The following is a 23,656-nucleotide window of genomic DNA, read 5'->3' as shown; positions in this document are numbered from 1 at the left end:
CGGCAGACATACGCCGTTCTTTAAGGGCTACCGTCCGCAGTTCTACTTCCGTACGACGGACGTGACGGGCGTGGCGGAGTTGCCGGGCGGCACGGAGATGGTGATGCCGGGGGACAACGTGGCGCTGACGATTGAGCTGATCACGCCGGTGGCGATGGAAAAGGGCTTGCGGTTCGCGATCCGCGAAGGCGGCAGGACCGTGGGCGCCGGAACCATCTCGGAAGTTTTGGCGTAAACCAAGCAAAGGCTTACTGCGGATATTCGAATTATCGAATCCGTGGGCGACAGAAGAAAATTTAACCGCGGGTCAATCACACCGCAAGATCTTTGAGAGAAGAAAAATGGTAGGACAACGAATTCGTATTCGACTGAAGGCTTACGATTACCGCATTCTGGACCAATCCACGGGCGAGATCGTAGAAACCGCGAGACGCACGGGCGCCCAGGTGGCAGGACCGATTCCACTGCCCACGGTGAAAAACAAATACTGCGTGCTGCGTTCCCCGCACGTAGACAAGAAATCACGGGAGCAGTTCGAGATCCGTACGCACAAGCGCTTGCTCGATATCCTCGAGCCCACGCAGCAGACGGTGGATGCGCTGATGAAACTCGACCTGCCCGCGGGCGTGGATGTGGAGATCAAGGCCTTCGATAAGGCGCATAAGTAAGCGGCGCGAAGCGCCGCAGATCTTAGCTGTTAGCTCTTAGCTCTTAGCCATTAGCAAAAACGGAAGAACCGGCAGTCCCTCTGGAAGCAGGCAGGGATGATGAGGATGAAAAAATTATGGTCAACGGAATTTTAGGAAAAAAGGTCGGCATGACGCAGATGTTTGATGACAAGGGCGATGTGCGCCCGGTCACCGTGCTGCAGGCCGGTCCGTGCGTGATTACGCAGAAGAAGGGCGCTGCCAAAGAAGGTTACGAGGCAGTGCAGATCGGCCTGGTGGAGTTCGTGAAAGAGTCGCGCCTGACCCAGCCGATGAAGGGACATTTTGCCAAGCACAACCTGCCTCCGGTGAAGTTCATTCGTGAGGTCACCGTGGAAGCCGATGGCGCGAAGGCGCAGGGCGAGAACGGCGAGGCTGGCGGCGTAAAGGTTGGCGACAAAGTCCTGGTGGACATTTTTGACGGCGAGAAATTCGTGGATGTGATCGGAACCAGCAAGGGGCGCGGCTTTACCGGTGTCGTCAAGCGGCACCATTTTGCCGGCGGTCCCAAGTCGCACGGTTCGATGTTCCAAATTACCGGTTCGATCGGCTCCTCGGCGTTTCCTTCGCGCGTGTTTAAAGGCATGCGCATGTCGGGGCACATGGGCGTGGACCGGGTCACGGTGCGCAACCTGCGCATCCTGGGAATTGACAAGGATGACAATCTCCTGGTGGTGGAAGGCGCTGTGCCTGGACCCAAGGATGGCTATGTGGTCATCAACAAAGCCAGGAAGCCTCCGCGTGAGCGCCGTGGATTTGCCGGAGCGACCACGATTGATCCGTTGAAGGCGGCGAAGAAGGCGGCCGCAGGGAAAAGTAAGAAGTAGAGAGACGTAGCAAGCTGCGTCTCTATGAGAGATTTTTATGGCAAAGATTGACGTACACGATTTAAGCGGCAAGAAGGTAGGATCATTCGACCTCGCGGAGGAAGTTTTCGGCGCGATCAACGAAGACCTGCTTTGGGAAGCGGTGAAACACTATCGCGCCTCGCTGCGCGCAGGCACCCACGCCACCAAGAACCGTAAGCTGGTCTCCGGCTCGGGCAAAAAGCTGTGGCGACAGAAGGGCACCGGACGCGCCCGCGTGGGCAGCATCCGTTCACCGCTGTGGCGGCATGGCGGCACGGTGCACGGCCCGCAGCCGCGTTCCTATGACTATCAATTTCCGCGCAAGAAGCTGCAGGGCGCGTTGCGCTCGGCGCTGGCGGCGAAGGTGGCCGACGGCAAACTGATTGTGGTCTCCGATTTTGAGCTGAAAGAGGCCAAGACCAAGCAGGTGCGCGAGGCGCTGGATGCGCTCAAGGTGGAAAAGACGGCGCTGTTGGTGGAAGCTACCTCCAAACAGGGCAACCGCAACCTGGAGTTGAGCGCGCGCAATCTGGAGGGCGTGGAAGTGGTTTCGGGCAACCAGGTACATCCGTATCACCTGTTGCGCCACGAGCACGCGATCTTCTCTAAGGCGGCGCTGGAAAAGTTGCAGGATGCGCTCAAGGCCGCGGCACCGAAATCCAAGTCGAAAGCAGAGGTCGCGTAGTCAGGTAAACGCGAAGCGTAAAAGACCATGAAGAGTGCATATCAGATCATTCATAAACCGGTGATTACCGAAAAGGGACTGGGCGCGAAGGAAACCGCTGCGACGCTGGTATTTGAAGTGGCGCCCAAGGCGACCAAGAACGAGATCAAGGAAGCGGTGCAGACGATTTTCAAGGTGAAAGTGCACAGCGTGCGGACGTCGAACTTTCCGGGGAAGGAACGCCGGAGGGGGCGCTATGCCGGTTATCGTCCCGATTGGAAGAAGGCGTACGTGAAGTTAAAGGCCGGCGAGAAGATGCCGGAGTACGCACAAAATTTGTAGGAAGCTGAGCTTCTAGAGACGTCGCAAGTTACGTCTCTACGAGAGAAGAATTTATGGCGATTAAGACATACAGACCGATGACACCGTCGTTGCGATTTCAATCGAAGATTGTCAACGACGACATCACAACCGACAAGCCGCATAAGCCGCTGACCAAGATCAAGCTGCGCACCGGCGGACGGCGCAACGCCGGTGATATCACGCTGTGGCACCGCGGTGGCGGACACAAGCGCAAGCTGCGCGCCATTGATTTCAAGCGCGACAAAGCCGGCGTGCCGGCGACGGTGGTTTCGATTGAATACGATCCTAATCGCTCGGCCCGCATCGCGCTGCTCAGCTACGCCGACGGCGAAAAGCGTTACATCCTGCAGCCGCAGGGGCTGAAGATCGGGCAGAAGATTGTCAGCGGGGCCGATGCCGACATCCTGGTGGGCAACGCGCTGCCGCTGCGCAACATTCCGCCCGGCACCACGGTGCACAACATTGAGCTCAAGCCGGGCAAGGGCGCGCAGATGGTGCGTTCCGCCGGCGGCGCAGCACAGCTGGTTGCCAAAGAAGGCGATTGGGCGCTGATTAAGCTGCCGTCGAGTGAAACGCGCAAGGTGCTGGTGGATTGCATGGCGACGATTGGCCAGGTGGGAAACCTGGACCACGAAAATATTTCCATCGGCAAGGCGGGACGCACGCGCTGGCTGGGCCGTCGCCCGGTGAATCGCGGCGTGGCCATGAATCCGGTGGACCATCCGCATGGCGGCGGCGAAGGAAAAACTTCAGGCGGACGCCATCCGGTGACGCCCTGGGGACAGCCGACGCGCGGCTACAAGACGCGCAACAACAAGCGGACTGACAAATTTATTGTGAACCGTCGCACCAAGTAAAAGCGACGATTGAGAACAGAGAATTAAATTATGGGACGTTCAACAAAAAAAGGGCCGTTTGCCGATACCCACCTCCTCAACAAAATTGAGGACATGAACAAGCGGAATGAGAAGAAAGTGTTGCGCACCTGGTCGCGCCGCTCGACCATCCATCCGGAGATGGTGGGACACACGATCGCGGTGCACAACGGGCGCAAGTTTATTCCGGTGTACATCACCGAGAACATGGTGGGACACAAGCTGGGCGAGTTCAGCCATACCCGCGTGTTCAAGGGGCACTCGATGAAGGCGGCCACGGAAACTGCGGCCCGGCCGGCGGGAGTGCCGGGTGGACCGGGAGCAATAACTCCGGCAGCAGCTCCGGCGGCGCCAGCACCGAAGGCTTAGGTAGTTTCGAGTTTCGAGTTTCAAGTTTCGAGTAAAGACGGAAGAGTTCAATATGGAATTTACAGCGCAAGCACGGTTTACGAGGGTTTCGCCGCAGAAGGCGCGGTTAGTACTGGACCTGATCAAGGGCCGCCGCGTGGAAGAGGCGATGAATACCCTGACTTTTACTAAAAAGGGAATCGCGCCCGATATTCAGAAGGTCCTGCGCTCAGCGCTGGAGAACGCCAACTACCTGAGCAGCGAAAAGGGCGTGGATGTGGATGTGGACAACCTCTACGTCAAGCGGGCGATTGCCAATGACGGTCCGCGGTTGAAGCGCATTCGTCCGGCGCCACAGGGACGCGCGTTCCGTTACCAGCGTCGCATGGCGCATATCGAGATCGCTTTGGCAGAGCGCCACGCGGAGACGCGTGAAGCCCTGGCCACCGTAGTGGGTGAAGAAGAGCCCGCTAAGGAGAAGAGCAAGGCCAAAGCCAAAGGCAAGACGGCCGGCAAGAAAGCGGCGGCCAAGAAATAGTTTTGAAGGAGGTGCGGCGAATGCGCCTCCGGAGAGAAGCAGATTATGGGTCAAAAAGTCCATCCTTATGGGTTCCGCCTCGGCTACACCAAGCCGTGGAAGTCGCGCTGGTTCGTAGAGCGCGACTACAACAAGCTCCTGCTGGAAGATTACAAGCTCAAGGCGGAGCTGAAGGAAAAGCTGAAAGCGGCGGGCGTGAGCTCGATTGAGATCGAGCGCCCCGGCAACAAGCTGCGCATCATCATCCGCACGGCGCGTCCGGGCATCATCATCGGCCGCAAAGGCGCCGAGATTGACAAGCTCAAGGGCGAGCTGCAGAAGCGCACCTCGCGCGATGTCTTTATTGACATCCTGGAAGTGCACAAGCCTGAGCTGGATGCGCAACTGGTTTCCGAATCCATTGCGCTGCAACTGGAAAAGCGCGTTGGATTCCGGCGGGCCATGCGCAAGTCGGTGGATTCGGCCCTGCGCTTCGGCTGCAAAGGAATCAAAGTGCGGGTCTCGGGGAGATTGAACGGCAACGAAATCGCCCGTTCCGAGTGGTACCTGCAGGGCCGGCTGCCGCTGCATACCTTGCGCGCTGACATTGATTACGGCTTCTCGGAGGCACGCACGACGTATGGCGTGATCGGCGTGAAGTGCTGGATTTATCGCGGCGAAATTCTTCCCCAGAAAAAGCGGGAGCCGCAGGGCGATAAAAGCGTGTTTTAGTACTCAGTACCCGGTACTCAGTAATCAGTGAGGACTGGGAGCAAGGCTTTGCATAGAAGCCAAGAGCTAAAGGCTAACAGCTTAAGAGCTGACAGTCCGAACCAGTTAGAGGAATTTGCAATATGTTGATGCCAAAAAAAGTTAAGTACCGCAAGCAACAGCGCGGACGCCGGCGGGGCAAGGCCTGGCGCGGTTCGGAGCTGTCGTTTGGCGATTACGGATTGAAAGTCCTGGAACCGGGTTACATCACCGACCGGCAGATCGAGGCCAGTCGTGTGGCCATGACGCGTTTCATCAAGCGCGGCGGAAAGATCTGGATCCGGTTGTTTCCCGACAAGCCCATCACCAAGAAGCCGGCTGAAACCCGTATGGGTAAAGGCAAAGGAGCACCCGATCACTGGGTGGCGGTGGTGCGGCCAGGCAAGATTCTGTTTGAGATGGAAGGCGTGAATGCGACCGACGCGGCTGAGGCCATGCGGCTGGCGTCACACAAGCTGCCGCTGCGCACCAAGCTGGTATCGCGGGAGACCATTCACGCGTAGGCATCTGGCGCGAGCCAGTTGCCGCTTGCCTGTGGGAGAAAGAAACGGCAACTGCGAATTAAAACTGGCAACTGAAAATGCAGTCGTCAGGGGTTTTACAAAGAAAATCTTATGCATGCAGAAAAGTTAAGGAACAACACGCCGGAAGAGCTTCGGCACCAGGAGCAGGAGTTAAGCGACCAGCTCTTCCGCCTGCGCTTTCAGTTGAAGATGGGGCAGACCGAGAGCCTGAAGAAGCTGCGCGACCTGCGCAAGGATATTGCCCGGGTTAAAACCATTTTGCGCCAGCGCGAGTTGGGGATCGAAGTCCATCCACCCAGCGCTGCGCAGAAGGCCCCGGCCGGCGAAGGTGCGGAGAAAGCGCAAAAGGCCCCAGTGAAAGCCGCGGCGGCGAAAAAGCCGATCGCACACAGCAAGGCCAAGTCTGCGGGCAAAAAAACCGCGGGCAAGAAGAGATCGGAGAAGAAGTAAGCCATGGCTGAACATCAGTCCGAACAACAGCAGAACGCGGCAAAGAGCCAGTCGCGGCGCAACAGCAAAGTGGGAAATGTGGTTTCCACCAAAATGGCCAAGACCATCGTGGTGGAGGTGACCCGGCAGAGGGCGCATCCCATGTACCGCCGCGTAATCTCGCGCTCGAAAAAGTTTTACGCGCATGATGAGCAGAACACCGCTCGCCTGGGAGACGTCGTGCGCATCGAAGAGACCCGGCCGCTCTCCAAGCTGAAGCGCTGGCGTTTGACGGAAGTGATCCGGCGTGCAGCGCTGGTGCCGGGGCGCGAAGCAGAAGGCGAAACCGCGGTTTAGTTTTACAAGCAGCGATCTTTTAGCGACGTTGCGAAATTTTCAGGGCTTTTAAGCCTGTACCTCGGAGCGGCAAAAGCCCCGAGCGAAGCGTGGAGTTGAATTTATGTCTGTGATGATGAGATCGATGCTGGAGGTGGCCGATAACTCGGGCGCCCGCAAGCTGCAAATGATTCTGCCCTTAGGAGGCGGAACTGGCCTGCGCGCCCACTTGGGCGACGTGATCACCGCCGCCGTAAAAGAGGCTTCACCCGATGGGCAGACCAAAAAAGGAACGGTAGTCAAAGCGGTTGTGGTGCGTACCCGCAAAGAGCATCGCCGCAGGGACGGGACCTATATCCGGTTTGACCAGAATGCCGCGGTGCTGATCAACGATGCGGGAGAGCCCGTGGGCACGCGCGTGTTTGGTCCGGTGGCCCGTGAGTTGCGTGACAAGAAATTTTTGAAGATTGTGTCGCTGGCGCCGGAAGTGCTTTGAGAACAGTACTCGGTACTCAGTACTCAGTACTCAGTAACGAGGCAGGATGTTGAACAGGTCTAAAGCGACAGGTAAAGAGAACTGACAATGAGCACACGAATTGATATTCGAAAGAACGATATGGTGAAGGTCATCGCCGGACGCGGCAAGGATGACAAGGAATCGCGGCGCGTGCTGCGCGTCTTTCCTGAAGAAGGCAAGTTGCTGGTGGAGCACGTACGCATGGTGAAGAAACATGTGCGCCCCAACCCGCAGCGCAATATCAAGGGCGGCATTGCCGAGCAGGAAAGCAAGATCCATGTCTCCAATGTCATGCTGGTCTGCCCTTCGTGTGGGCCGGTGCGCGTGGGCCACGAGAAAAAAGGCGACCACAAGTACCGCGTGTGCAAGCGCTGCGGAACGACATTGGACAAATAGTTTCAAGTAAAAAATCACGTAACGGTAACCACTCCGAGACCGTGAAGGGAATACGGGAAATTTATGGCAGAGAAAAAGACAAACGCGCGCTTGAAAGAAAAATTCCAGAAGGAAGTAGCGCCCGCGCTGATGAAAGAATTTGAGCTGAAGAACCCGATGGCTGTGCCACGGTTGCACAAGATCGTGGTCAACATGGGGCTGGGCGAGGCCACGCAGAATGCCAAGGTGCTGGACCCGGCGGTGAACGAACTGGGCCAGATCGCCGGCCAGAAGCCGGTGATCACCCGCGCTAAGAAATCCATCGCCGCCTTCAAGGTGCGCGAGGGTATGCCTATCGGCGCCATGGTGACCCTGCGCGGAGACCGCATGTACGAGTTTTTCGACCGGCTGGTGAATGTTGCCCTGCCGCGCGTGCGCGACTTTCGCGGCGTCAGCAGCAAGAGCTTTGACGGACGCGGCAACTTCACGCTGGGCCTGCGCGACCAGTTGATCTTTCCGGAGATTGACTACGCTAAGGTGGACAAGATGAAGGGCATGAACGTCACTATTGTGACCACCGCCGCCGATGATAACCAGGCGCGCGCCCTGCTGAAGCACATGGGCATGCCGTTTAGGCAGTAAGACAATTTTGTCATTGAGTCATCGCAACAACAATGACCCGATGACTCAATGGAGCAATGGCTCAATAGGAAAATATGGCAACGACAGCAAAACGAGTTAAGGACCAGAGAAAACCCAAGTTCAAGTCCCGCCAGCACAACCGCTGCAGCATTTGCGGAAGGCCGCGCGCTTACCTGCGCAAGTTCGGTATCTGCCGGCTATGCTTCCGCAGCCTGGCGCTGAAGGGCGAGATACCTGGGGTTTGCAAGTCCTCTTGGTGATTAAAGAATTGAGTAATCGGGTAATTGAAGCGCAAGACAATTACGCAGTTACACAATTGCGAAATTATGCAATAGGGTTTTTCTCGCGGCTGGTTCTCCGGTGATCCGGAGCTAACGCGCGAGACGAGGAGAGTAATACAAATGGCATTAACCGATCCGGTGGCAGATTTTCTGGCGCGCGTTCGCAACGCGATCCACGCCCGTCACCCCAAATTGGATGTTCCCGCCTCCAAGCTGAAGCTGGAGCTGGCCCGCATTCTTAAAGAAGAAGGCTACATCGCCAGCTTCAAAGCAGTGGAAGAAGATGGACACAAGATTCTGCGCGTGTACCTGAAGTACGGCAACAACAACGAGAGCGCGATCACGAACCTGAACCGCATCTCCAGGCCGGGATGCCGCGTGTATGTCGGCCGCAACGAGATCCCACGCGTGCTGGGAGGATTGGGTATCAACATCCTCACCACGCCCAAGGGTGTCATGACTGGGCGCCAGGCGCGCAAACAGGGTGTGGGCGGCGAGCTGTTGTGCGAAGTCTGGTAGAGCAGTTTCAAGTTTCGGGTTTCTAGTTTCAAGTTGGAAACAGAAACTAGAAACGGCATTGATCGAACACAGCGCCAATGAAGATGGGGCGTTTAGAACAAGAAGGAATTTTGAAATGTCGCGAATTGGCAAAAAACCGATAACACTTCCGCAGGGAGTCAAAGTACAGGTGCAAGGCAATGTTGTCACCGTACAGGGCCCCAAGGGCAAGGTGGATAATCACGTGCCGGCGGGAGTGAAGCTGGAGCAGAAAGACGGCCACATCCATGTTGTCCGCGAAGACGACTCCAAGGGCGCAGTGCATGGTCTGGTGCGCGCGCTGGTGAACAACGCCGTGGAAGGCGTGACCAAAGGCTGGTCGAAAGAGCTGGAGATCGTTGGCATTGGCTACCGCGCCGAGCTGAAGGGCAAGAATACCGTGGTGTTTACCCTGGGTTATTCGCATCCCATTGAAGTTCCCTTGCCTACCGGGGTGGAGTGCGCGGTTGACGCCAAGCAGACCCGTTTGACCGTCAGCGGCATTGACCGCCAGAAGGTGGGCCAGGTGGCCTCCGACATGCGCTCGCTGCGTCCGCCCGATCCGTATAAGAACAAGGGCGTGCGCTATGTAGGCGAGAAGCTGAAGAAGAAGGTTGGCAAGACGGGCGCGAAGTAAGAAGCAGGAATTTCGATTTACGAATTACGATTTTCGATTTAGAGAGGCAGTGGCTGCATTTTCGCAGCAAGATTTAAGTTGGTTCCTGGTGATGCAAGTTGTAATGACTGATAAGTGGTGTCGTATAACTGAGAACTGAGAACCGACAACTGAGAACTACTATGATTCCACTGATTTCAAAAGACCAGACACGGCGCCGGGTGCACAAGCGCATCCGCGCAAAAATGTTGGGTACTTCAGAGCGTCCACGGCTGAACGTGTACCGCTCACTGAACCACATTTATGTGCAATTGATTGATGACATGGCCGGTAAGACCATTGTCAGCGCCAGTACCAAAGAGGGTAAAGGCGTAAAGAAGGCCGCGGGCAACGTGGCTTCCGCAAAAGAAGTCGGCAAGAACATTGCCGAACGCGCCAAGGCCAAGGGTGTGAGCAAGGTGGTCTTCGACCGCGGAGGCTACATCTATCATGGCAGGATCAAGGCCCTGGCGGATGCCGCCCGCGAAGCCGGTTTGCAATTTTAAGGAATTGAGTTTCTATGCCAGTTATAACGAAGAAAGCAAAGATTGACGCAGGTTCACTGCAACTGAAAGACGAAGTGGTGGCCATCAACCGCGTGACCAAGGTGGTCAAGGGCGGCAAGAACATGTCATTTGCCGCGCTGGTGGTGGTGGGCGATCCCTCTGCCGCCACCGTGGGTTACGGCTCGGGCAAGGCGAAGGAAGTGCCCCAGGCCATCCGCAAAGGCATGGAAGCCGCCAAGAAAAACCTGGTGAGAGTGAACCTGACGCAAACCAGTATTCCGCATACCGTTCTGGGGCGCTTTGGCTCCGGCATGGTGCTGCTCAAGCCGGCCCCGGAAGGGACCGGCGTCATCGCGGGTAAAGCCGTACGCGCTGTGATGACTGCGGTCGGAGTACAGAATGTGCTGACCAAATCCATTGGCACGGCGAACCCACACAACGTGATCAAAGCGACCTTTGACGCGCTGCTGCAGTTGCGCGACAGGAAAGAAGTTGCTGCATTGCGGGGCAAGACGGTAGAGGAGCTCTAAACCATGACGGCTGCCAAGACGAAACCGGCATCAAAACAAACCGCGGGCAAGATCAAGATTCAGTGGTTCCGCTCGGCCATCGCTACGCCGGTGAAGCATAAGAAGGTGATCAAGGGCCTGGGCTTTACCAAGCTCAACCAGGTCGTGGAGCGCGAGGATTCACCCTCGATCCGCGGCATGGTGCAGAAGGTGCCCCATCTGGTCAAGATTGTTGCCTAAAAGATTTTGTTGTGTAGAGAAGCAGCAGGCTGCCTCTCTACAATAGAATAGAGATTGCATTATGAACCTTTCGACATTACGGCCTCCCAAGGGGGCCACTGCAAATCGCAAGCGCGTTGGCCGGGGTATGGGCAGCGGTATGGGCAAGACCTCCACGCGCGGCCATAAAGGACAACGTTCACGCTCGGGCTCGCGCATGATCCGGGGCTTTGAAGGTGGACAGATGCCTTTGCATCGCCGCCTGCCCAAACGCGGCTTCACCAATATCTTCCGCAAGGAATTCGCGGTGGTGAATCTGGACCGTCTGGTGGAGTTGGGCGAGAAGACCATTACCCCCGAAGTGCTGCACAAGGCGCGCCTCGCGGGAAAGAACGACCGCATCAAAATCCTGGGGGATGGCGAATTAAAAGGCGCCATCACCGTGCATGCCCACAAGTTTTCCAAGTCGGCGCAGGAAAAGATCACCAAAGCCGGCGGCAAAGTTGAGGTTTTGCAGTAAATGTTCGAGAAGCTGGCCAATATCTTCCGCGTCCCTGACCTGCGCAAGCGTGTGCTGTTCACACTGGCCATGCTGGCAGTTTATCGGTTGGGCGGGCATATCCCCACGCCTGGCATCAATGCTGACGCTCTACAGCAGATCTTTGAACAGAGCCGCGGCGGATTGCTGGGCTTCGTAGACCTGTTCAGCGGCGGCAACATGCGCCGCTTGACGATTTTTGCCCTGGGCATCATGCCCTACATTACCGCTTCCATCATTCTTCAGTTGCTGACGGTGGTGTATGAGCCCTTGGCCAAGCTGCAGAAGGAAGGCGAGCTGGGCCGCAAAAAAATCACACAGTGGACGCGTTATCTCACGGTTGTGCTCTCGGCGCTGCAGTCGCTGGGAATTGCCTGGGAACTGATGCGCAGAAGCACCGGTGATGTGCAACTGGTGATCAATCCCGGTACGGGCTTCCTGCTTATGGCCATGCTGACCTTGACCGCGGGCTCGGTGTTCATCATGTGGTTGGGCGAGCAGATTACCGAGCGCGGCGTGGGTAACGGCATGTCTCTGCTGATTTTTGCCGGCATCGTGGCCGGCTTGCCACGCGGCATTGCTGAGTTGTGGGACAAAATCAAGACCGGAGCGTGGGGTGGCAGCTTTACTCCGCTTGCGGTGGCCGGACTGGTTATTCTCATGGTTGCGGTGGTTGCCTTCATTGTTTATGTGGAACGCAGTGAACGGCGCATCACGGTGCAATACGCACGGCGGGTCGTGGGACGCAAAGTGGTTGGCGGCCAGTATCAGCATCTGCCCTTACGCGTGAACGCTGGCGGAGTTATGCCTGTGATCTTTGCCTCCTCGATTCTGACTTTCCCGGCGATGGTCTTCGGGCAGTATCTGCAAAACAGCCGATATTTCAAGCCCGTATTGGATGCCCTGCACCCGAGCGAGCCGGTCTACGTGCTGCTCTATTCGCTGGGTATTGTTTTCTTCGCGTATTTTTACGTTTCCATCGTCTTTAACCCCACAGATGTTGCCGACAATATGCGCAAATACGGCGGCTTCATACCGGGAATCCGGCCAGGCAAGCGCACCGCCGATTACATCAACGATATCCTGACGCGCATCACCCTGGTGGGCGCCCTGTACCTGATCGTGATCTCGATGATTCCGACGTGGATGATCAGCGGTATCCACCTGCAGCACTTACCGTTTATAGGTAGCTTCTTTGAACGCTGGCCTTCGTTTGTTCTCAACGGATTGAACGTGAACTTTTACTTCGGAGGCACGTCGCTGCTGATCGTGGTGGGTGTGGCCATGGATACGGTGAACCAGATCGAGTCGCAGTTGATCATGCGCCATTACGAAGGCTTTTCGCGCACGCGCATCAAGGGGCGCAAGCTGTGGTAATGGCCGCAGAGACTCAAGGCGATGCAAAAGCGACGGACGTTCTGGATTTGAAGACCCGCAATATTGGTCCGGTGATCCTGTTGGGGCCTCCGGGGGCGGGCAAGGGCACACAAGCCAAAGCGCTGGTGGCGCGCTACGGCATCCCACAGATTTCTACCGGTGACCTGCTGCGGGAAAATCGTGCGCGCGGCACCGAGTTGGGCAAGCAAGCTGCTGCCATAATGGACCGGGGCGAGCTGGTGCCCGACGAATTGGTTTGCAGCATGGTGGCAGCGCGCCTGGCGGAAAAAGATTGTGTTCGCGGCTGTATTCTCGATGGATTTCCGCGCACCGTGGCCCAGGCGAAGTGGCTGGATGATTTTTTAGCAAGAAGAGTTGCCGAATCAGATCAGCCGTGGCCGCCGTTGGTTGTAGTGAGTATTGTGGTTGAGTATAATCAACTATGGCGGCGCCTGACTGGGCGTCGTACATGTCCTGTCGACGGAACGATTTACAATATTTACTTCCAACCTGCGCGTGTTCCAGATACATGCGATATTTGCGGGAGCAAGCTCGTGACCCGCAAAGATGATTCGGAAGACGTCATTTCGAAACGTCTGAAGGAATATGAAAGCCAGACGCTTTCTCTGGTGCCATATTACCGTCAGAGCGGCCGTTTGCATGAAATTGACGGGGATCGCAGCGTAGAAGAGGTGACGGCCGCGTTATTTCGGGCCATCGAGCATGATCGTTTGTAAGTCACCTGCGGAGTTGGAGAAGATGGGCCGTAGCGGGCACATCCTGCGGCAGGTGCTGGATCATGTGAGCACCTTGGTCGCACCCGGCGCAAGCACGATGGACCTGGAACGCGCCGCGGAAAAAAAGATCCAGGAACTGGGCGCAAAGTCAGCGTTCAAGGGATACCAGAATTATCCGTGCGTGTTGTGCACTTCGGTGAACAACGAAGTGGTGCACGGCATCCCGTCGGAAGATTGCATTCTTAAGGCGGGAGACGTGATTTCAGTTGATTGCGGCGTGGTGCTCGATGGCTATTACACCGACTCGGCAATCACAGTCGCCGTGGGTGAAATCAAGCCGGAGTTGCAGAAACTGTTGGATGTAACCCGCGAGTCCCTGCGCCAGGCCATTGAAACCGTGCGCATTGGGAATACGGTCGGGCACATTGGGGCCGCCGTGCAGCAGTTTGTAGAGGCCAACGGGTTCAGCGTGGTGCGCGACCTGGTGGGGCACGGAATCGGCAAGCGCCTGCATGAAGAACCGCAGGTCCCGAACTACGGCCGCAAAGGACACGGCCAGACCCTGCTGGAAGGCATGGTGCTGGCGATTGAGCCGATGGTGAACATCGGCAAGTCGGGCACAAAAACGCTGCCCAATCACTGGACGGTGGTTACCGAAGACGGCAGCTATAGCGCCCATTTTGAGCACAGTGTGGCGGTCACCAAGAATGGCCCGCTGATTTTGACGGCATAGATTCACAAAAACTAAAGATTCCGGCACAGTCGAGAATCTAAAAGTAAGGCTAGAAACTATTGAGCAAAGAAGACGCGATTGAAGTGATGGCAACGGTCCTGGAGCCGCTGCCGAACGCTATGTTCCGGGTGGAGCTGGATACCAACAAACACCAGGTGTTGGCACATGTTTCCGGACGCATGCGCAAAAATTTTATACGCATCCTTCCGGGTGACAAGGTTGCCGTGGAGCTTTCGCCCTACGACCTGAGCCGGGGACGGATTGTGTATCGCTATAAATAAAGCTGCGAGCTTCGGATCACAGCAAAAATCAAAAGCTTTAGAATTGGAAACGGAATTATGAAGGTACGAGCTTCGGTCAAAAAGATTTGTGATAAGTGCAAGATCATCCACCGCCGCGGGGTGGTGCGGGTGATCTGCGAGAACTCAAAGCACAAACAACGGCAAGGATAAGAGGTAATTATGGCCCGCATAGCAGGCGTGGATCTTCCGCGCAACAAACATGTACGCATCGCGCTGACTTACATTTACGGGATCGGAATCCCGCGGTCGGAGCGCATTCTGGCCACGGCCAAAGTTGAGCCCGTCAAGAAGGTGCAGGATTTGAACGAGGACGAGGTCAACCGCATCCGTCAGACCATTGAAGCCGAGGGCGCGGTCGAAGGCGACCTGCGCAAAGAAATCTCGATGAATATCAAGCGGCTCATGGAAATCAACTCGTATCGTGGGGGGCGGCACCGCCGCAACCTGCCGGTCCGCGGCCAGCGCACGCACACCAACGCGCGTACCCGCAAAGGCCCACGCAAGGGGACCGTGGCCAACAAGAAGAAGACGGCAGCGAAAACATAATAAAAAGCTAATACAAAGAATTTAAGTTTTTCAGGATATTGACACATGGCAAAACCAGCAGCAGCAACGGCCGGCGCGGCCGCACCGGAGAAGAAGGGCAAGAAAAAGCAGTTCAAGAAGAAGGAGCGCAAGCACGTTCCTCACGGGATTGTTTACGTCCAGGCCTCGTTCAATAACACCCTGGTGACCATCACCGATGGTGAAGGTCGCGTGATTTCCTGGAAGAGCTCGGGTTCGCTCGGCTTCCGCGGATCGCGTAAAGGCACTCCATTTGCGGCGCAACAGGCGGCGATGAATGCCGCCAACCTGGCCCGCGACCACGGCATGCGCAGCGTTGACGTGCGCGTCAGTGGCCCCGGTTCGGGGCGCGAATCTGCCATCCGCGCTTTGGGAGCTGCAGGACTCGATGTGCGTACGATCCGCGATGTCACGCCCATCCCGCACAACGGATGCCGGCCGCCAAAAAGACGTCGCGTATAAGAATTTGGCAATGATTAGAAAGAATTGACGGATTGAGCAACCGAACATCTAAAAAAATTACTCAATTACGCAATTCTGCAATTACAAAATGTTTTGATCGGGAAGAAGGGATGCCATCCTGTAAACCGATCTATAACCCGAAACAGGAGAAAAAATGGCTCGTTATACCGGTCCAGTATGCCGCCTTTGCCGACGCGAAGGCATGAAATTATTCCTCAAAGGTCCCAAGTGCTTCAGCGAGAAGTGCCCGGTCGAAAAGCGCAACTTTGCCCCCGGCCAGCACGGTAAAGACCGCAAAGCCAAGGTTGTAGGTTACGGCTTGCAACTGCGTGAAAAGCAGAAGGCCAAGCGCATGTACTTCACGCTGGAAAAACAGTTCCGCAATTATTTTGAAAAGGCCGCACGTACCAAAGGCGTGACCGGCGAAGCCCTGCTGCAGCAGCTCGAGCGCCGTCTGGATACCGTGGTGCAGCGCCTGGGTTTTGCCCTCTCACGCCGCCAGGCGCGCCAATTGGTGCGCCACGGGCACATCGCTGTGAACGGAAGAAAAGTGAATATTCCTTCCTTCCAGGTCAGTCCGGGCGAAGAGGTCACGGTGCGCGAGAACAGCCGCAAGCTGGTACTGCTGGAACAGGCGAAAGAGTTCACCAGCCATCAGCCGGCGCCAGGATGGCTCGAAGTCGACCGCGACAACTTCAAGGGACGCATGCTGGCTCTGCCCAAGCGCGAAGATATCAACATTCCCATCAACGAACAGTTGATTGTGGAATTGTATTCGAAGTAAGACACACAGATTTTGTTCCGGAGCTTGCTCCGGAACAGGTAAGGCCCGGTTTCGGGCCAGAACAGCATGGATGCTTTTACCACTTGCCTGGGCCTGGCGAGATGGCATCTGGTGCAGAATGGCCGAGACTATGAAACATGGAGAAGGTAATGCTTTGGAAAGGTTTTCAGAAACCCAAGAGACTTTCGGTGGATACCGACAGTCTAACCGACAAATACGGACGCTTCTGGGCCCAGCCCTTTGAGCGCGGATTTGGCACCACCATCGGCAACGCGCTGCGCCGCGTGCTGCTTTCCTCGATTGAGGGCGCAGCCGTGACCGCGGTCAAGATTGAAGGCGTGCTGCATGAATTTCAATCCATTCCCGGCGTGGTCGAGGATGCGACCGATATCATCCTCAACTTGAAGCAGATTCCCTTCAAGCTGAACGGCGAAGGACCGAAGGCAATCTATCTCAAGGTGGACCAGCCTGGAGTCGTGACCAGCGGCATGATCGAGGCGGATGGCGATGTCGAAATCCTCGACAAAGATATGTACGTCGCCACCGTCAGCGAAGGCGGACGCATCGAGATGGAAATGCGCCTCAAGCGGGGACGCGGTTATGTTTCCGCCGACAAGAATTTCGAAGAGGACCTGGGAATCGGATTTATTCCCATTGATTCCGTGCACTCGCCGGTGCGCAAGTGCAACTACACGGTGGAAGCCGCTCGCCTGGGGCAGATCACCGATTACGACAAGCTCACGCTTGAAGTCTGGACCAACGGATCAGTTAAGGCCGTGGACGCCATTGGCCTCGCTGCCAAGCTCCTCAAAGACCACATGAATATCTTCATCAACTTTGAGGAAGAACTTGAAGCCGCCGCCGCCGGTGAAGACCGCAAGCCTGAAATTCGCAACGAAAATCTGAACCGCTCGGTCGAGGAGCTTGAGCTTTCTGTGCGCAGCTACAACTGCCTCAAGAACGCCAATATCCAGACCATCGGCGAGCTGGTGCAGAAGACAGAAAACGAAATGCTGAAGACCAAGAACTTCGGCCGCAAGTCCCTGAACGAGATCAAGGAAATTCTGTCGAACATGGGCCTGAGTCTGGGTATGAGGATTGATGAGAACGGCAATGCAGTCCCCAATCCAGCCGCCCAGTTGGCCGCTCCGGCAGTAATCGGGGATGAAGAGTAAGCGAGCACTCAGCACTCAGCATTCAGCCCAAGCGCCGAATGCTGAGTGCCAAATTTACCGCGAAGATTTTAGAGATTAGGAAAAGAACATGCGTCATCTCAAAGCAGGATGGAAATTAGGCCGCAACACCAGCCACCGCCGCGCGCTGCTGCGCAACCTGGTGACCTCACTGATGCTCCAGGAGCGGATTGAAACCACCGTCACCAAAGCCAAAGCCATGCGTCCCCACGTGGAGAAGATGATCACGCTGGGCAAGCGCGGCGACCTGGCTGCACGCCGGCTGGCTGCCGCCTATCTCATGACCAGCGAAGCGGTAGACAGGCTCTTTGACACGGTTGCACCGCGCTTCGGCGACCGCGAAGGCGGATATCTCAGGATTATCCGCAAGGGCTTTCGCCGGGGCGATGGCGGCGAGACGGCTTTCATTGAGCTGCTGGGCTCAGAGAAGATCCAGCAGGAAAAGCGCGAAAAACGCGCCGAAGTCCGCGCCAAGAAGGCCGAAGAAGCCAAGAAGGCCATGGACGAGCAGAGCGCCGCAGAAGGCGAACCGGCTGGCGACTCTGAGAAAAAAGAGAAAGAAGAAAAGTAGCTTCGCTGCGGATTAACCCGGATGAACGCCGATCAAGAAAATTTTCTGGTAGAGACGTAGCTTGCTACGTCTCTGCATCTAGAGATTGACGACAAACGCACCCAGATTGAAGTTGGGTGCGTTTTTCTTTTGCGTGCGACTGCTGCGATACTGTTAGTGTTGTTTCACAATCGAGCTCGCTGTCCGAATCGAGACATGTATCAGGGCACGAGTCTATTGCGCCGCTTGCGGCGCACGGTGGGAGCCCCGGCCTTTAGGCCGGGGGGATAGGTCCGTAAGTTTGGGCTTTAGCCCGGCCTCTTTTGATAATTTAAGGTACACCAATGCAGACAGAAACCTCCCAGCAAGCGGCCACAACCCGCAACGTTTATGTTCTGGGCATCACTTCGCTCCTGAATGACACAGCCAGCGAAATGGCCTACTGGATCCTGCCGGCGTTTCTCTTAACCCTCGGCGCCGGGCCGGTGCAGTTGGGATTGATTGAAGGGCTTGCCGAGAGCTCTGCTTCTTTTATCAAACTTTTCTCCGGACGCCTCACTGACCGCCTTCCCCGCCGCAAGCCGCTGGTGGTTTTGGGTTACACCATAGCAAACGTCGTTAAACCGGTGCTGGCCATTGCTACCTCGTGGTGGCAGGTGTTGATTATCCGCTTTGCCGATCGCGCCGCCAAGGGCCTTCGCGGAGCGCCCCGTGACGTGATGCTGGCCGAATCCACGGAAAAGGGAAGAATGGGTGCCGCCTTCGGTCTGCTGCAGGCCATGGATTCGGCGGGAGCGATTCTTGGTCCGCTGGTGGCGGTGCTGATGCTGGACCTGCTGCACAGCAGCATGCGCAAGGTTTTCTGGATTGCCGCCATACCAGGTTTCCTGACCATTGCCGTCGTAGCCTTGTTTGCGCGCGAGACCCGCACCGGACGCACAGCCGAGGCGAGCGGTGCTACGTATGCAAAGGCCGATTCTGCAGAGAAGAAGGCCACACAGGTATCCAACTCACAATTGATGCCACAACCGGAGTCGCAATCCGTCGTATTGCCGGTCAGTTTTTATTACGTGTTGGCGGCGGTGACGTTGTTTTCCCTGGGAAACTCGAGCGATATGTTCCTGATTTTGCGCGCGCAGAATATTGGGATACCGGTCGCGTACGCACCGCTGCTCGGGCTGGCCTTTAATTTTGTGTACACCCTGGTGGCCTGGCCGGCGGGCAAGATCAGCGACAAAGTTTCCAAGCCCGTGGTTGCGGCGGTTGGCTACCTGGTGTTTGCCGCCGTCTATCTCACCTTTGCCGCGGCGCCTTCACGGGCCGCGATTTGGGCCGCGATGACTGGTTATGGCGTTTATTACTCGCTTACTGATCCGGTGCTGCGGGCGCTGGTGGTCGAGACCATTGCCCCGGAGGCACGCGGCCGGGCGCTGGGGATTTTCTTCTTTGTAACCAGCATCGCCACGCTTCTGGCGAGCCTTTTGACCGGAGAGCTGTGGAAGCATTTTGGCGCAGCCCTGCCTTTTTATCTTTCGGGTGGGCTCGCAATCGTGGCGGCCGCAATGCTGTTGCTGCGAGGGAAAAAGTTTGTCAACGCCGATTAATCTAACGTCTGTGCAATGCCAGAGCTGGTTTCGACCGTTGCATCGCCACCTCTTTGCCGAACCCGCAAGTGGATAATTAGAAGCGCAATCAGCACCCCGGTTGCGTCAATCGCAACGTCGCGCGGGCTGCCGGTGCGCGAAGGCACAAAGGTCTGATGGAACTCGTCAATGGCGGCGACGGCCAGACAAAATGCAAAGGCACGGCGCGCCCATATCATGCGCCAGCCGGAGTGCGCTCCCCGCCAGGCGCGGAAGAAAAGAAAACCCAGAATGCCGTATTCGGTCAGATGCGCCAGCTTGCGCACCATAAAATGCATGAGGTCGAAGGAGGGCGGCGGCATCCATCCGAAAAAGACCTTCAGAACTCTGCCGGTATGCTCGGCAGAAAAGGGGTCGCTCGATGCGATAAGAACCAGCGGCATCCAAAGAAGTGCAGGGAGCCAGTAACGGAAGAATTTTTGCGTGGTAGAGTTCAAAATTTATGATTTACGATGTGTGATTTACGATTTCAGAATCAAAACCGTATTTCTTAAAATCGTACTTCTTAAATTACAAATCGTAAATCGAAAATCGTAAATTACTCAAGCCTGTAATTTGGCGCTTCGCGAGTGATCACCACATCGTGCACGTGGCTTTCGCGCAGCCCGGCGTTGGAGATGCGCACGAAACGCGCCTTCTTCTGCAGCTCTTCCAGGTTGGCGCAGCCACAGTAGCCCATACCTGAGCGCAATCCGCCAACGAGCTGGTAGACCATGGCGGCCACAGTGCCGCGATAAGGCACCCGGCCCTCGATTCCTTCCGGAACCATTTTGCCCAGGCGGTTGCCATCTTCGGATTCGACGCTGAGGGCAGCCGAAGAGTCGGGCTCGGCGCTCTGCATATAGCGTTCGCTCGATCCTGAGGCCATGGCTGAGAGCGATCCCATGCCGCGGTAAGCTTTAAACGACCGCCCCTGATACAGGATGGTCTCACCCGGAGATTCTTCTGTGCCGGCAAAGAGCGAGCCGATCATGACCACGCTCGCGCCGGCGGCAATGGCCTTGGTGACGTCGCCCGAGTACTTGATGCCACCATCGGCAATCACCGGGATGCCGGCTTCGCGGCAGGCGCGTGCCGCCTCGGCAATCGCTGTGATCTGCGGCACGCCCGCGCCGGTAACGATGCGCGTGGTGCAGATGGAGCCTGGACCGACGCCGACTTTGATGGCGTCCGCGCCGCTGCGCACCAGCTCGCAGGCGCCATCGAAGGTGGCTACGTTGCCGGCGAGCAGATCAACCTCGGGAAACTTCGACTTGATTGCCTTCACCGCTTCGATCACACGCTCGGAGTGGCCGTGGGCGCTGTCAATGGCGAGCACGTCCACTTTAGTTTTGATCATTTCCTGCGCGCGTTCCAGGAAGTCACCGGTAGCGCCGACGGCGGCGCCCACGCGAAGGCGTCCCTGGCTGTCTTTGGCGGCGTCAGGGTATTTGAGTTTCTTCTGGATGTCTTTGACCGTGATCAGGCCTTTGAGCGTGTACTTGTCATCCACTACCAGGAGTTTTTCCACGCGGTGGTGATGCAGGATCTTTTCTGCCTCTTCCAGGGTCGTGCCCACGGGGACGGTGATGAGGTCCTTTTTGGTCATGACCTTGCTGATAGGGATATCGGTACGGGTCTCAAAGCGCAGATCGCGGTTGGTGAGGATGCCGACCAGTTTCTTGTTCTTGGTAATGGGCACGCCCGAGATTTTGTATTTGCGCATGACCTCGAGGGCGTCGGAGATTTTAGCGTCGGGCGACATAGTGACCGGGTCAACAATCATGCCGCTCTCCGAGCGCTTTACTTTGTCTACCTCGCTGGCCTGCTGCTCGATGGAAAAATTGCGGTGAATGATGCCCAAGCCGCCCTGCTGGGCCATGGCGATGGCCAGGCGCGACTCGGTGACCGTATCCATGGCAGCGCTGATGAGCGGAATATTCAGCGTGATGTTGCGCGAGAGCCGGGTGCGGGTTTCGGCGTTGGCCGGCACCACCTCGGAACGGGCAGGAAGAAGTAATACGTCGTCAAAGGTCAGGGCCTCGGGTACAGGAAAATTAATCATAAATTTGGTCTCGCGGCGGGCAGGTAACCTTTTATTGTAGCATTCGAACCTTGGAGGTCTGAGACTTCAACCTCAGGGGGTTAAGGGGCTGGCGTGACTCAACCTCGGCGGTTTGAGAAAAACTTGGTTTCGTGTCATTCCGACGCGGAGCGGAGGAATCCCTATTGTGCCGAAAATTTTTAGGCTCTGCTCAACCTCCGCAGCCCCTGGGCACCAACGCGTGGTCCCATCATGGCCCCATTGTGGTATCAAAACGCTGACTTCTGAGCAAGCACAGACTATGATCGTCCTGGAAAGTGTATCTGGCATCCCAGGATGCGGGGCCCTCCCCATGGCTCTTTGAAAACTTGCTGCCTTAACCAGGATTCCTCCAGTTCCCCGATAAGTATTTCGCGCCGTCACAGAGCTTATTGATTGTTGACACTCTGATTACTACTTATGCGTTGAGCAAGTGGTCGTTTAACCTCCCGTAAGAAATTTAATATCAATGGTTTAGATCCAAAGACACTACCTGTGCAAGTGGGGGACGAGGCGATCCGAAACAGAGAATCGGAAGATTACTAAAAGATAAATGGCAGCTTTAAGGCGTTTGCGAAAACTCTTAATGGTGCTTCTTGGGGGATGTCACGGTTTCAGGCGAAGTGATGGCCCGGCGGATGTCAGCTTCCGAAGCTTTGTCGTCGAATCGGACCGTGCCGTCGGCATTGATTGCAACGCCGAGTTTTTGCCATAGCTGAGTAAGATCAACCGGCGACGGCTGGCCGCGCATTTTTTCGTACAGTTTGTGCAGTACATCGGTTCCGGTGGCCTGGTCTCCGATGGCCAGGGCCTTTTCGATTTCCCAATCCTGGGTGATGTCGCCGCCATGATTCAGGATGGCGCGCAGGGCATCCTGCAGTCCCTTGCGATTCTGTGTGCGCTCGCGAATCTGCACATCTGCGAGCAGGCAGAACATGGCTCCGCCCCAGTAAGTGCGTCCCCAGGTGGGCGTGTTATCCAGCCCTTCGTCGCCGGATTGGGGCTGGCCCTTGGGCATGTCCTGGATAGATTGTTTCCATACTTCGGTCACGGGAAGCCCGCCCACCTGCGCCCGCGCAACCGGCTCGACATACGTCGAGATTCCTTCTTCAATCCAGTGGTGATTTTCCTCCATCGAGGGAAAAGCCAGGTGGATCATCTCGTGGGTCAGCATCCAGTCATCTTTCAGGTCGGCGACTTCGGCCTGGTCGCCCACGGTGATGCGGATCGAACCGCCGTCGCGCGCGTACGTGACCCCATGCCGGACGCCGGAGCCACTGCCCGCGTGAATCTGCAGCGTAAGACGCGGGACGGGAAAACGCCCATAGTAGTGCGAAACCGCGTCCGCGGCCGATTTGACCCAATCGAGCAGCTCCTGGCGGGAAAGCTTCATTTGTTCATCGGGCAGGGTGATTTCGATTTTTCCGCCGGGGACGGACATGACCACGTGTTGAAAATCAGGTTGCTGGGCTTGCGAAGACATGAGAAACGGCGCGGTCATGAGAACGAGCAAAAGAAGTATGTTGCGGTCTGGCAACGTTCGCGACACAGGCCAAGGCATACATGTTTTATTTTATCGTTAACCCGGGATTGGCGCCGGCGCGGGTTCGTGCAGGATTTTTTTCCAGAGCCAGCGGATGAGGGTATCGAGTGAGAAAAACCCGGGACCAAAGAAAAGGATCAGCAGAAAGATAAACAGAAAGTTGTAAGGGGCAGCCCCGGTGAATTTATCCGGTTCAGAAAAGATGGAGTGCAGCGCTTCGTTGTCGGCGACGACGTAAGCCACGATCATATCAACCGCCATAGGTATTGCCATCAGGCGCGAAGCCAACCCGAGCATCAGCATGATGCCGCCAACAGTTTCCAGCCAGGCAATGAAATGGGCGTTCAGCGCCGGCGCGGGAATGTTCAAGCTGGTGAAGTATTCCACGACTTTTTGTATGTCGGCAAGCTTCCCCATTCCGGTCTGGAAGAATTGCCATCCGAAATAAAGACGGACCGCAAGCAGGAAGGGATGCTGGCCGAGGTTGGCCAGCCGCAGGAACCAGGAATAGAGCATATCAATGAACTTGAGAAGTGATTTCATAG

At 56.5% G+C, this 23,656-nt stretch carries 35 protein-coding genes; 31 read left to right on the top strand and 4 right to left on the bottom strand.

Annotated elements, in window-relative coordinates:
- The 31 genes from VK738_08660 to VK738_08510 form a co-directional block, all read left to right on the top strand.
- A partial coding sequence (locus tag VK738_08660) for a hypothetical protein (GenBank protein ID HTD22711.1) occupies positions 1-235 on the top strand: 235 nt, incomplete at its 5' end.
- 106 nt (positions 236-341) lie between these two features.
- Positions 342-668: a 30S ribosomal protein S10 gene (gene rpsJ / locus VK738_08655; GenBank protein HTD22710.1), complete on the top strand. Its 327-nt coding sequence runs from the start codon at positions 342-344 to the stop codon at positions 666-668.
- Positions 669-784: 116 nt separating this feature from the next.
- The gene (rplC, locus tag VK738_08650; GenBank protein HTD22709.1) at positions 785-1,534 is read left to right on the top strand and encodes a 50S ribosomal protein L3; all 750 of its coding nucleotides are present in this window, start codon (positions 785-787) and stop codon (positions 1,532-1,534) included.
- A 37-nt stretch (positions 1,535-1,571) separates the two neighbouring features.
- The gene (gene rplD / locus VK738_08645; GenBank protein HTD22708.1) at positions 1,572-2,240 is read left to right on the top strand and encodes a 50S ribosomal protein L4; all 669 of its coding nucleotides are present in this window, start codon (positions 1,572-1,574) and stop codon (positions 2,238-2,240) included.
- Between the two features lie 27 nt (positions 2,241-2,267).
- The gene (locus tag VK738_08640; GenBank protein ID HTD22707.1) at positions 2,268-2,561 is read left to right on the top strand and encodes a 50S ribosomal protein L23; all 294 of its coding nucleotides are present in this window, start codon (positions 2,268-2,270) and stop codon (positions 2,559-2,561) included.
- 53 nt (positions 2,562-2,614) lie between these two features.
- The gene (gene rplB / locus VK738_08635) at positions 2,615-3,439 is read left to right on the top strand and encodes a 50S ribosomal protein L2 (protein HTD22706.1); all 825 of its coding nucleotides are present in this window, start codon (positions 2,615-2,617) and stop codon (positions 3,437-3,439) included.
- Between the two features lie 30 nt (positions 3,440-3,469).
- On the top strand, positions 3,470-3,826 hold the full coding sequence (gene rpsS, locus VK738_08630; GenBank protein ID HTD22705.1) for a 30S ribosomal protein S19: 357 nt from the start codon (positions 3,470-3,472) through the stop codon (positions 3,824-3,826).
- Between the two features lie 52 nt (positions 3,827-3,878).
- Complete coding sequence (gene rplV, locus VK738_08625; GenBank protein HTD22704.1) at positions 3,879-4,343, top strand: 50S ribosomal protein L22; 465 nt, start codon at positions 3,879-3,881, stop codon at positions 4,341-4,343.
- Positions 4,344-4,388: 45 nt separating this feature from the next.
- Complete coding sequence (rpsC, locus tag VK738_08620) at positions 4,389-5,054, top strand: 30S ribosomal protein S3 (GenBank protein ID HTD22703.1); 666 nt, start codon at positions 4,389-4,391, stop codon at positions 5,052-5,054.
- A 122-nt stretch (positions 5,055-5,176) separates the two neighbouring features.
- Entirely contained in the window at positions 5,177-5,596 is a 420-nt protein-coding gene (gene rplP / locus VK738_08615; GenBank protein HTD22702.1) for a 50S ribosomal protein L16, read from the top strand.
- A 111-nt stretch (positions 5,597-5,707) separates the two neighbouring features.
- Positions 5,708-6,067, top strand: coding sequence for a 50S ribosomal protein L29 (rpmC, locus tag VK738_08610; protein HTD22701.1), 360 nt, complete (start codon positions 5,708-5,710; stop codon positions 6,065-6,067).
- A 3-nt stretch (positions 6,068-6,070) separates the two neighbouring features.
- Positions 6,071-6,403 (top strand): 30S ribosomal protein S17, encoded by a 333-nt coding sequence (rpsQ, locus tag VK738_08605; protein ID HTD22700.1) that lies wholly within the window; start codon positions 6,071-6,073, stop codon positions 6,401-6,403.
- A gap of 103 nt (positions 6,404-6,506) precedes the next feature.
- Entirely contained in the window at positions 6,507-6,878 is a 372-nt protein-coding gene (gene rplN / locus VK738_08600; protein HTD22699.1) for a 50S ribosomal protein L14, read from the top strand.
- Between the two features lie 87 nt (positions 6,879-6,965).
- On the top strand, positions 6,966-7,295 hold the full coding sequence (gene rplX, locus VK738_08595; GenBank protein HTD22698.1) for a 50S ribosomal protein L24: 330 nt from the start codon (positions 6,966-6,968) through the stop codon (positions 7,293-7,295).
- Positions 7,296-7,358: 63 nt separating this feature from the next.
- Complete coding sequence (gene rplE, locus VK738_08590; GenBank protein ID HTD22697.1) at positions 7,359-7,916, top strand: 50S ribosomal protein L5; 558 nt, start codon at positions 7,359-7,361, stop codon at positions 7,914-7,916.
- 401 nt (positions 7,917-8,317) lie between these two features.
- Positions 8,318-8,716 (top strand): 30S ribosomal protein S8, encoded by a 399-nt coding sequence (gene rpsH / locus VK738_08585; protein HTD22696.1) that lies wholly within the window; start codon positions 8,318-8,320, stop codon positions 8,714-8,716.
- 115 nt (positions 8,717-8,831) lie between these two features.
- Positions 8,832-9,371 (top strand): 50S ribosomal protein L6, encoded by a 540-nt coding sequence (gene rplF / locus VK738_08580; GenBank protein HTD22695.1) that lies wholly within the window; start codon positions 8,832-8,834, stop codon positions 9,369-9,371.
- Positions 9,372-9,532: 161 nt separating this feature from the next.
- Positions 9,533-9,895, top strand: a complete 363-nt coding sequence (gene rplR / locus VK738_08575) for a 50S ribosomal protein L18 (GenBank protein ID HTD22694.1) — start codon at positions 9,533-9,535, stop codon at positions 9,893-9,895.
- A 14-nt stretch (positions 9,896-9,909) separates the two neighbouring features.
- Positions 9,910-10,425: a 30S ribosomal protein S5 gene (gene rpsE, locus VK738_08570; GenBank protein HTD22693.1), complete on the top strand. Its 516-nt coding sequence runs from the start codon at positions 9,910-9,912 to the stop codon at positions 10,423-10,425.
- Positions 10,426-10,428: 3 nt separating this feature from the next.
- Positions 10,429-10,644 (top strand): 50S ribosomal protein L30, encoded by a 216-nt coding sequence (gene rpmD, locus VK738_08565; GenBank protein ID HTD22692.1) that lies wholly within the window; start codon positions 10,429-10,431, stop codon positions 10,642-10,644.
- Positions 10,645-10,705: 61 nt separating this feature from the next.
- Positions 10,706-11,143 carry a 50S ribosomal protein L15 gene (gene rplO / locus VK738_08560; protein ID HTD22691.1) on the top strand — a complete coding sequence of 146 codons (438 nt, stop codon included), beginning with the start codon at positions 10,706-10,708 and terminating at the stop codon, positions 11,141-11,143.
- A complete protein-coding gene (gene secY, locus VK738_08555; GenBank protein ID HTD22690.1) occupies positions 11,144-12,538 on the top strand; it encodes a preprotein translocase subunit SecY in 1,395 nt (464 codons plus the stop codon).
- Positions 12,538-13,275, top strand: coding sequence for an adenylate kinase (locus VK738_08550; GenBank protein HTD22689.1), 738 nt, complete (start codon positions 12,538-12,540; stop codon positions 13,273-13,275). Before secY ends, VK738_08550 begins: the two co-directional genes overlap by 1 nt.
- Before the next feature lie 22 nt (positions 13,276-13,297).
- Entirely contained in the window at positions 13,298-14,008 is a 711-nt protein-coding gene (map, locus tag VK738_08545) for a type I methionyl aminopeptidase (GenBank protein HTD22688.1), read from the top strand.
- 59 nt (positions 14,009-14,067) lie between these two features.
- Entirely contained in the window at positions 14,068-14,289 is a 222-nt protein-coding gene (gene infA, locus VK738_08540) for a translation initiation factor IF-1 (protein HTD22687.1), read from the top strand.
- A 180-nt stretch (positions 14,290-14,469) separates the two neighbouring features.
- On the top strand, positions 14,470-14,856 hold the full coding sequence (rpsM, locus tag VK738_08535) for a 30S ribosomal protein S13 (GenBank protein HTD22686.1): 387 nt from the start codon (positions 14,470-14,472) through the stop codon (positions 14,854-14,856).
- Positions 14,857-14,901: 45 nt separating this feature from the next.
- A complete protein-coding gene (gene rpsK, locus VK738_08530; protein HTD22685.1) occupies positions 14,902-15,336 on the top strand; it encodes a 30S ribosomal protein S11 in 435 nt (144 codons plus the stop codon).
- Positions 15,337-15,490: 154 nt separating this feature from the next.
- Positions 15,491-16,120, top strand: a complete 630-nt coding sequence (gene rpsD / locus VK738_08525) for a 30S ribosomal protein S4 (protein ID HTD22684.1) — start codon at positions 15,491-15,493, stop codon at positions 16,118-16,120.
- A 149-nt stretch (positions 16,121-16,269) separates the two neighbouring features.
- Positions 16,270-17,295, top strand: coding sequence for a DNA-directed RNA polymerase subunit alpha (locus VK738_08520; protein HTD22683.1), 1,026 nt, complete (start codon positions 16,270-16,272; stop codon positions 17,293-17,295).
- 88 nt (positions 17,296-17,383) lie between these two features.
- Positions 17,384-17,884 carry a 50S ribosomal protein L17 gene (gene rplQ, locus VK738_08515; GenBank protein ID HTD22682.1) on the top strand — a complete coding sequence of 167 codons (501 nt, stop codon included), beginning with the start codon at positions 17,384-17,386 and terminating at the stop codon, positions 17,882-17,884.
- A gap of 323 nt (positions 17,885-18,207) precedes the next feature.
- The gene (locus tag VK738_08510; protein ID HTD22681.1) at positions 18,208-19,467 is read left to right on the top strand and encodes an MFS transporter; all 1,260 of its coding nucleotides are present in this window, start codon (positions 18,208-18,210) and stop codon (positions 19,465-19,467) included.
- Here VK738_08510 and VK738_08505 read toward each other — a convergent pair.
- The 4 genes from VK738_08505 to VK738_08490 form a co-directional block, all read right to left on the bottom strand.
- Complete coding sequence (locus VK738_08505) at positions 19,464-19,943, bottom strand: VanZ family protein (protein ID HTD22680.1); 480 nt, start codon at positions 19,941-19,943, stop codon at positions 19,464-19,466. The genes VK738_08510 and VK738_08505 overlap by 4 nt on opposite strands.
- A gap of 101 nt (positions 19,944-20,044) precedes the next feature.
- Complete coding sequence (gene guaB, locus VK738_08500; protein ID HTD22679.1) at positions 20,045-21,550, bottom strand: IMP dehydrogenase; 1,506 nt, start codon at positions 21,548-21,550, stop codon at positions 20,045-20,047.
- A gap of 601 nt (positions 21,551-22,151) precedes the next feature.
- On the bottom strand, positions 22,152-23,129 hold the full coding sequence (locus VK738_08495) for a hypothetical protein (GenBank protein HTD22678.1): 978 nt from the start codon (positions 23,127-23,129) through the stop codon (positions 22,152-22,154).
- Between the two features lie 18 nt (positions 23,130-23,147).
- A complete protein-coding gene (locus VK738_08490) occupies positions 23,148-23,654 on the bottom strand; it encodes a DoxX family protein (protein ID HTD22677.1) in 507 nt (168 codons plus the stop codon).
- Positions 23,655-23,656 lie beyond the last annotated feature (2 nt).

It is taken from the genome of Terriglobales bacterium (genome assembly GCA_035487355.1).
In the GTDB taxonomy this organism is placed as follows: Bacteria; Acidobacteriota; Terriglobia; order Terriglobales; family Acidobacteriaceae; genus QIAW01.
This window is presented reverse-complemented; position numbering and strand designations above follow the sequence as displayed.

Excerpts from the sequence above, each read along its gene's own strand:
- rplD (HTD22708.1), top strand. The coding sequence starts at position 1,572 with ATGGCAAAGATTGACGTACACGATTTAAGCGGCAAGAAGGTAGGATCA.
- rplX (HTD22698.1), top strand. The coding sequence starts at position 6,966 with ATGAGCACACGAATTGATATTCGAAAGAACGATATGGTGAAGGTCATC.
- rpsD (HTD22684.1), top strand. The coding sequence starts at position 15,491 with ATGGCTCGTTATACCGGTCCAGTATGCCGCCTTTGCCGACGCGAAGGC.
- rpsC (HTD22703.1), top strand. The coding sequence starts at position 4,389 with ATGGGTCAAAAAGTCCATCCTTATGGGTTCCGCCTCGGCTACACCAAG.
- rpsK (HTD22685.1), top strand. The coding sequence starts at position 14,902 with ATGGCAAAACCAGCAGCAGCAACGGCCGGCGCGGCCGCACCGGAGAAG.
- VK738_08640 (HTD22707.1), top strand. The coding sequence starts at position 2,268 with ATGAAGAGTGCATATCAGATCATTCATAAACCGGTGATTACCGAAAAG.
- secY (HTD22690.1), top strand. The coding sequence starts at position 11,144 with ATGTTCGAGAAGCTGGCCAATATCTTCCGCGTCCCTGACCTGCGCAAG.
- VK738_08550 (HTD22689.1), top strand. The coding sequence starts at position 12,538 with ATGGCCGCAGAGACTCAAGGCGATGCAAAAGCGACGGACGTTCTGGAT.
- rpmD (HTD22692.1), top strand. The coding sequence starts at position 10,429 with ATGACGGCTGCCAAGACGAAACCGGCATCAAAACAAACCGCGGGCAAG.
- rplE (HTD22697.1), top strand. The coding sequence starts at position 7,359 with ATGGCAGAGAAAAAGACAAACGCGCGCTTGAAAGAAAAATTCCAGAAG.
- rplP (HTD22702.1), top strand. The coding sequence starts at position 5,177 with ATGTTGATGCCAAAAAAAGTTAAGTACCGCAAGCAACAGCGCGGACGC.
- rplF (HTD22695.1), top strand. The coding sequence starts at position 8,832 with ATGTCGCGAATTGGCAAAAAACCGATAACACTTCCGCAGGGAGTCAAA.
- rpsS (HTD22705.1), top strand. The coding sequence starts at position 3,470 with ATGGGACGTTCAACAAAAAAAGGGCCGTTTGCCGATACCCACCTCCTC.
- rpsH (HTD22696.1), top strand. The coding sequence starts at position 8,318 with ATGGCATTAACCGATCCGGTGGCAGATTTTCTGGCGCGCGTTCGCAAC.
- rpsM (HTD22686.1), top strand. The coding sequence starts at position 14,470 with ATGGCCCGCATAGCAGGCGTGGATCTTCCGCGCAACAAACATGTACGC.
- rpsE (HTD22693.1), top strand. The coding sequence starts at position 9,910 with ATGCCAGTTATAACGAAGAAAGCAAAGATTGACGCAGGTTCACTGCAA.
- rplR (HTD22694.1), top strand. The coding sequence starts at position 9,533 with ATGATTCCACTGATTTCAAAAGACCAGACACGGCGCCGGGTGCACAAG.
- guaB (HTD22679.1), bottom strand. The coding sequence starts at position 21,550 with ATGATTAATTTTCCTGTACCCGAGGCCCTGACCTTTGACGACGTATTA.
- rplC (HTD22709.1), top strand. The coding sequence starts at position 785 with ATGGTCAACGGAATTTTAGGAAAAAAGGTCGGCATGACGCAGATGTTT.
- rpsJ (HTD22710.1), top strand. The coding sequence starts at position 342 with ATGGTAGGACAACGAATTCGTATTCGACTGAAGGCTTACGATTACCGC.
- rplO (HTD22691.1), top strand. The coding sequence starts at position 10,706 with ATGAACCTTTCGACATTACGGCCTCCCAAGGGGGCCACTGCAAATCGC.
- rplV (HTD22704.1), top strand. The coding sequence starts at position 3,879 with ATGGAATTTACAGCGCAAGCACGGTTTACGAGGGTTTCGCCGCAGAAG.
- rplN (HTD22699.1), top strand. The coding sequence starts at position 6,507 with ATGTCTGTGATGATGAGATCGATGCTGGAGGTGGCCGATAACTCGGGC.
- rpmC (HTD22701.1), top strand. The coding sequence starts at position 5,708 with ATGCATGCAGAAAAGTTAAGGAACAACACGCCGGAAGAGCTTCGGCAC.
- VK738_08520 (HTD22683.1), top strand. The coding sequence starts at position 16,270 with ATGCTTTGGAAAGGTTTTCAGAAACCCAAGAGACTTTCGGTGGATACC.
- VK738_08495 (HTD22678.1), bottom strand. The coding sequence starts at position 23,129 with ATGCCTTGGCCTGTGTCGCGAACGTTGCCAGACCGCAACATACTTCTT.
- VK738_08490 (HTD22677.1), bottom strand. The coding sequence starts at position 23,654 with ATGAAATCACTTCTCAAGTTCATTGATATGCTCTATTCCTGGTTCCTG.
- map (HTD22688.1), top strand. The coding sequence starts at position 13,298 with ATGGGCCGTAGCGGGCACATCCTGCGGCAGGTGCTGGATCATGTGAGC.
- rplQ (HTD22682.1), top strand. The coding sequence starts at position 17,384 with ATGCGTCATCTCAAAGCAGGATGGAAATTAGGCCGCAACACCAGCCAC.
- VK738_08510 (HTD22681.1), top strand. The coding sequence starts at position 18,208 with ATGCAGACAGAAACCTCCCAGCAAGCGGCCACAACCCGCAACGTTTAT.
- rpsQ (HTD22700.1), top strand. The coding sequence starts at position 6,071 with ATGGCTGAACATCAGTCCGAACAACAGCAGAACGCGGCAAAGAGCCAG.
- rplB (HTD22706.1), top strand. The coding sequence starts at position 2,615 with ATGGCGATTAAGACATACAGACCGATGACACCGTCGTTGCGATTTCAA.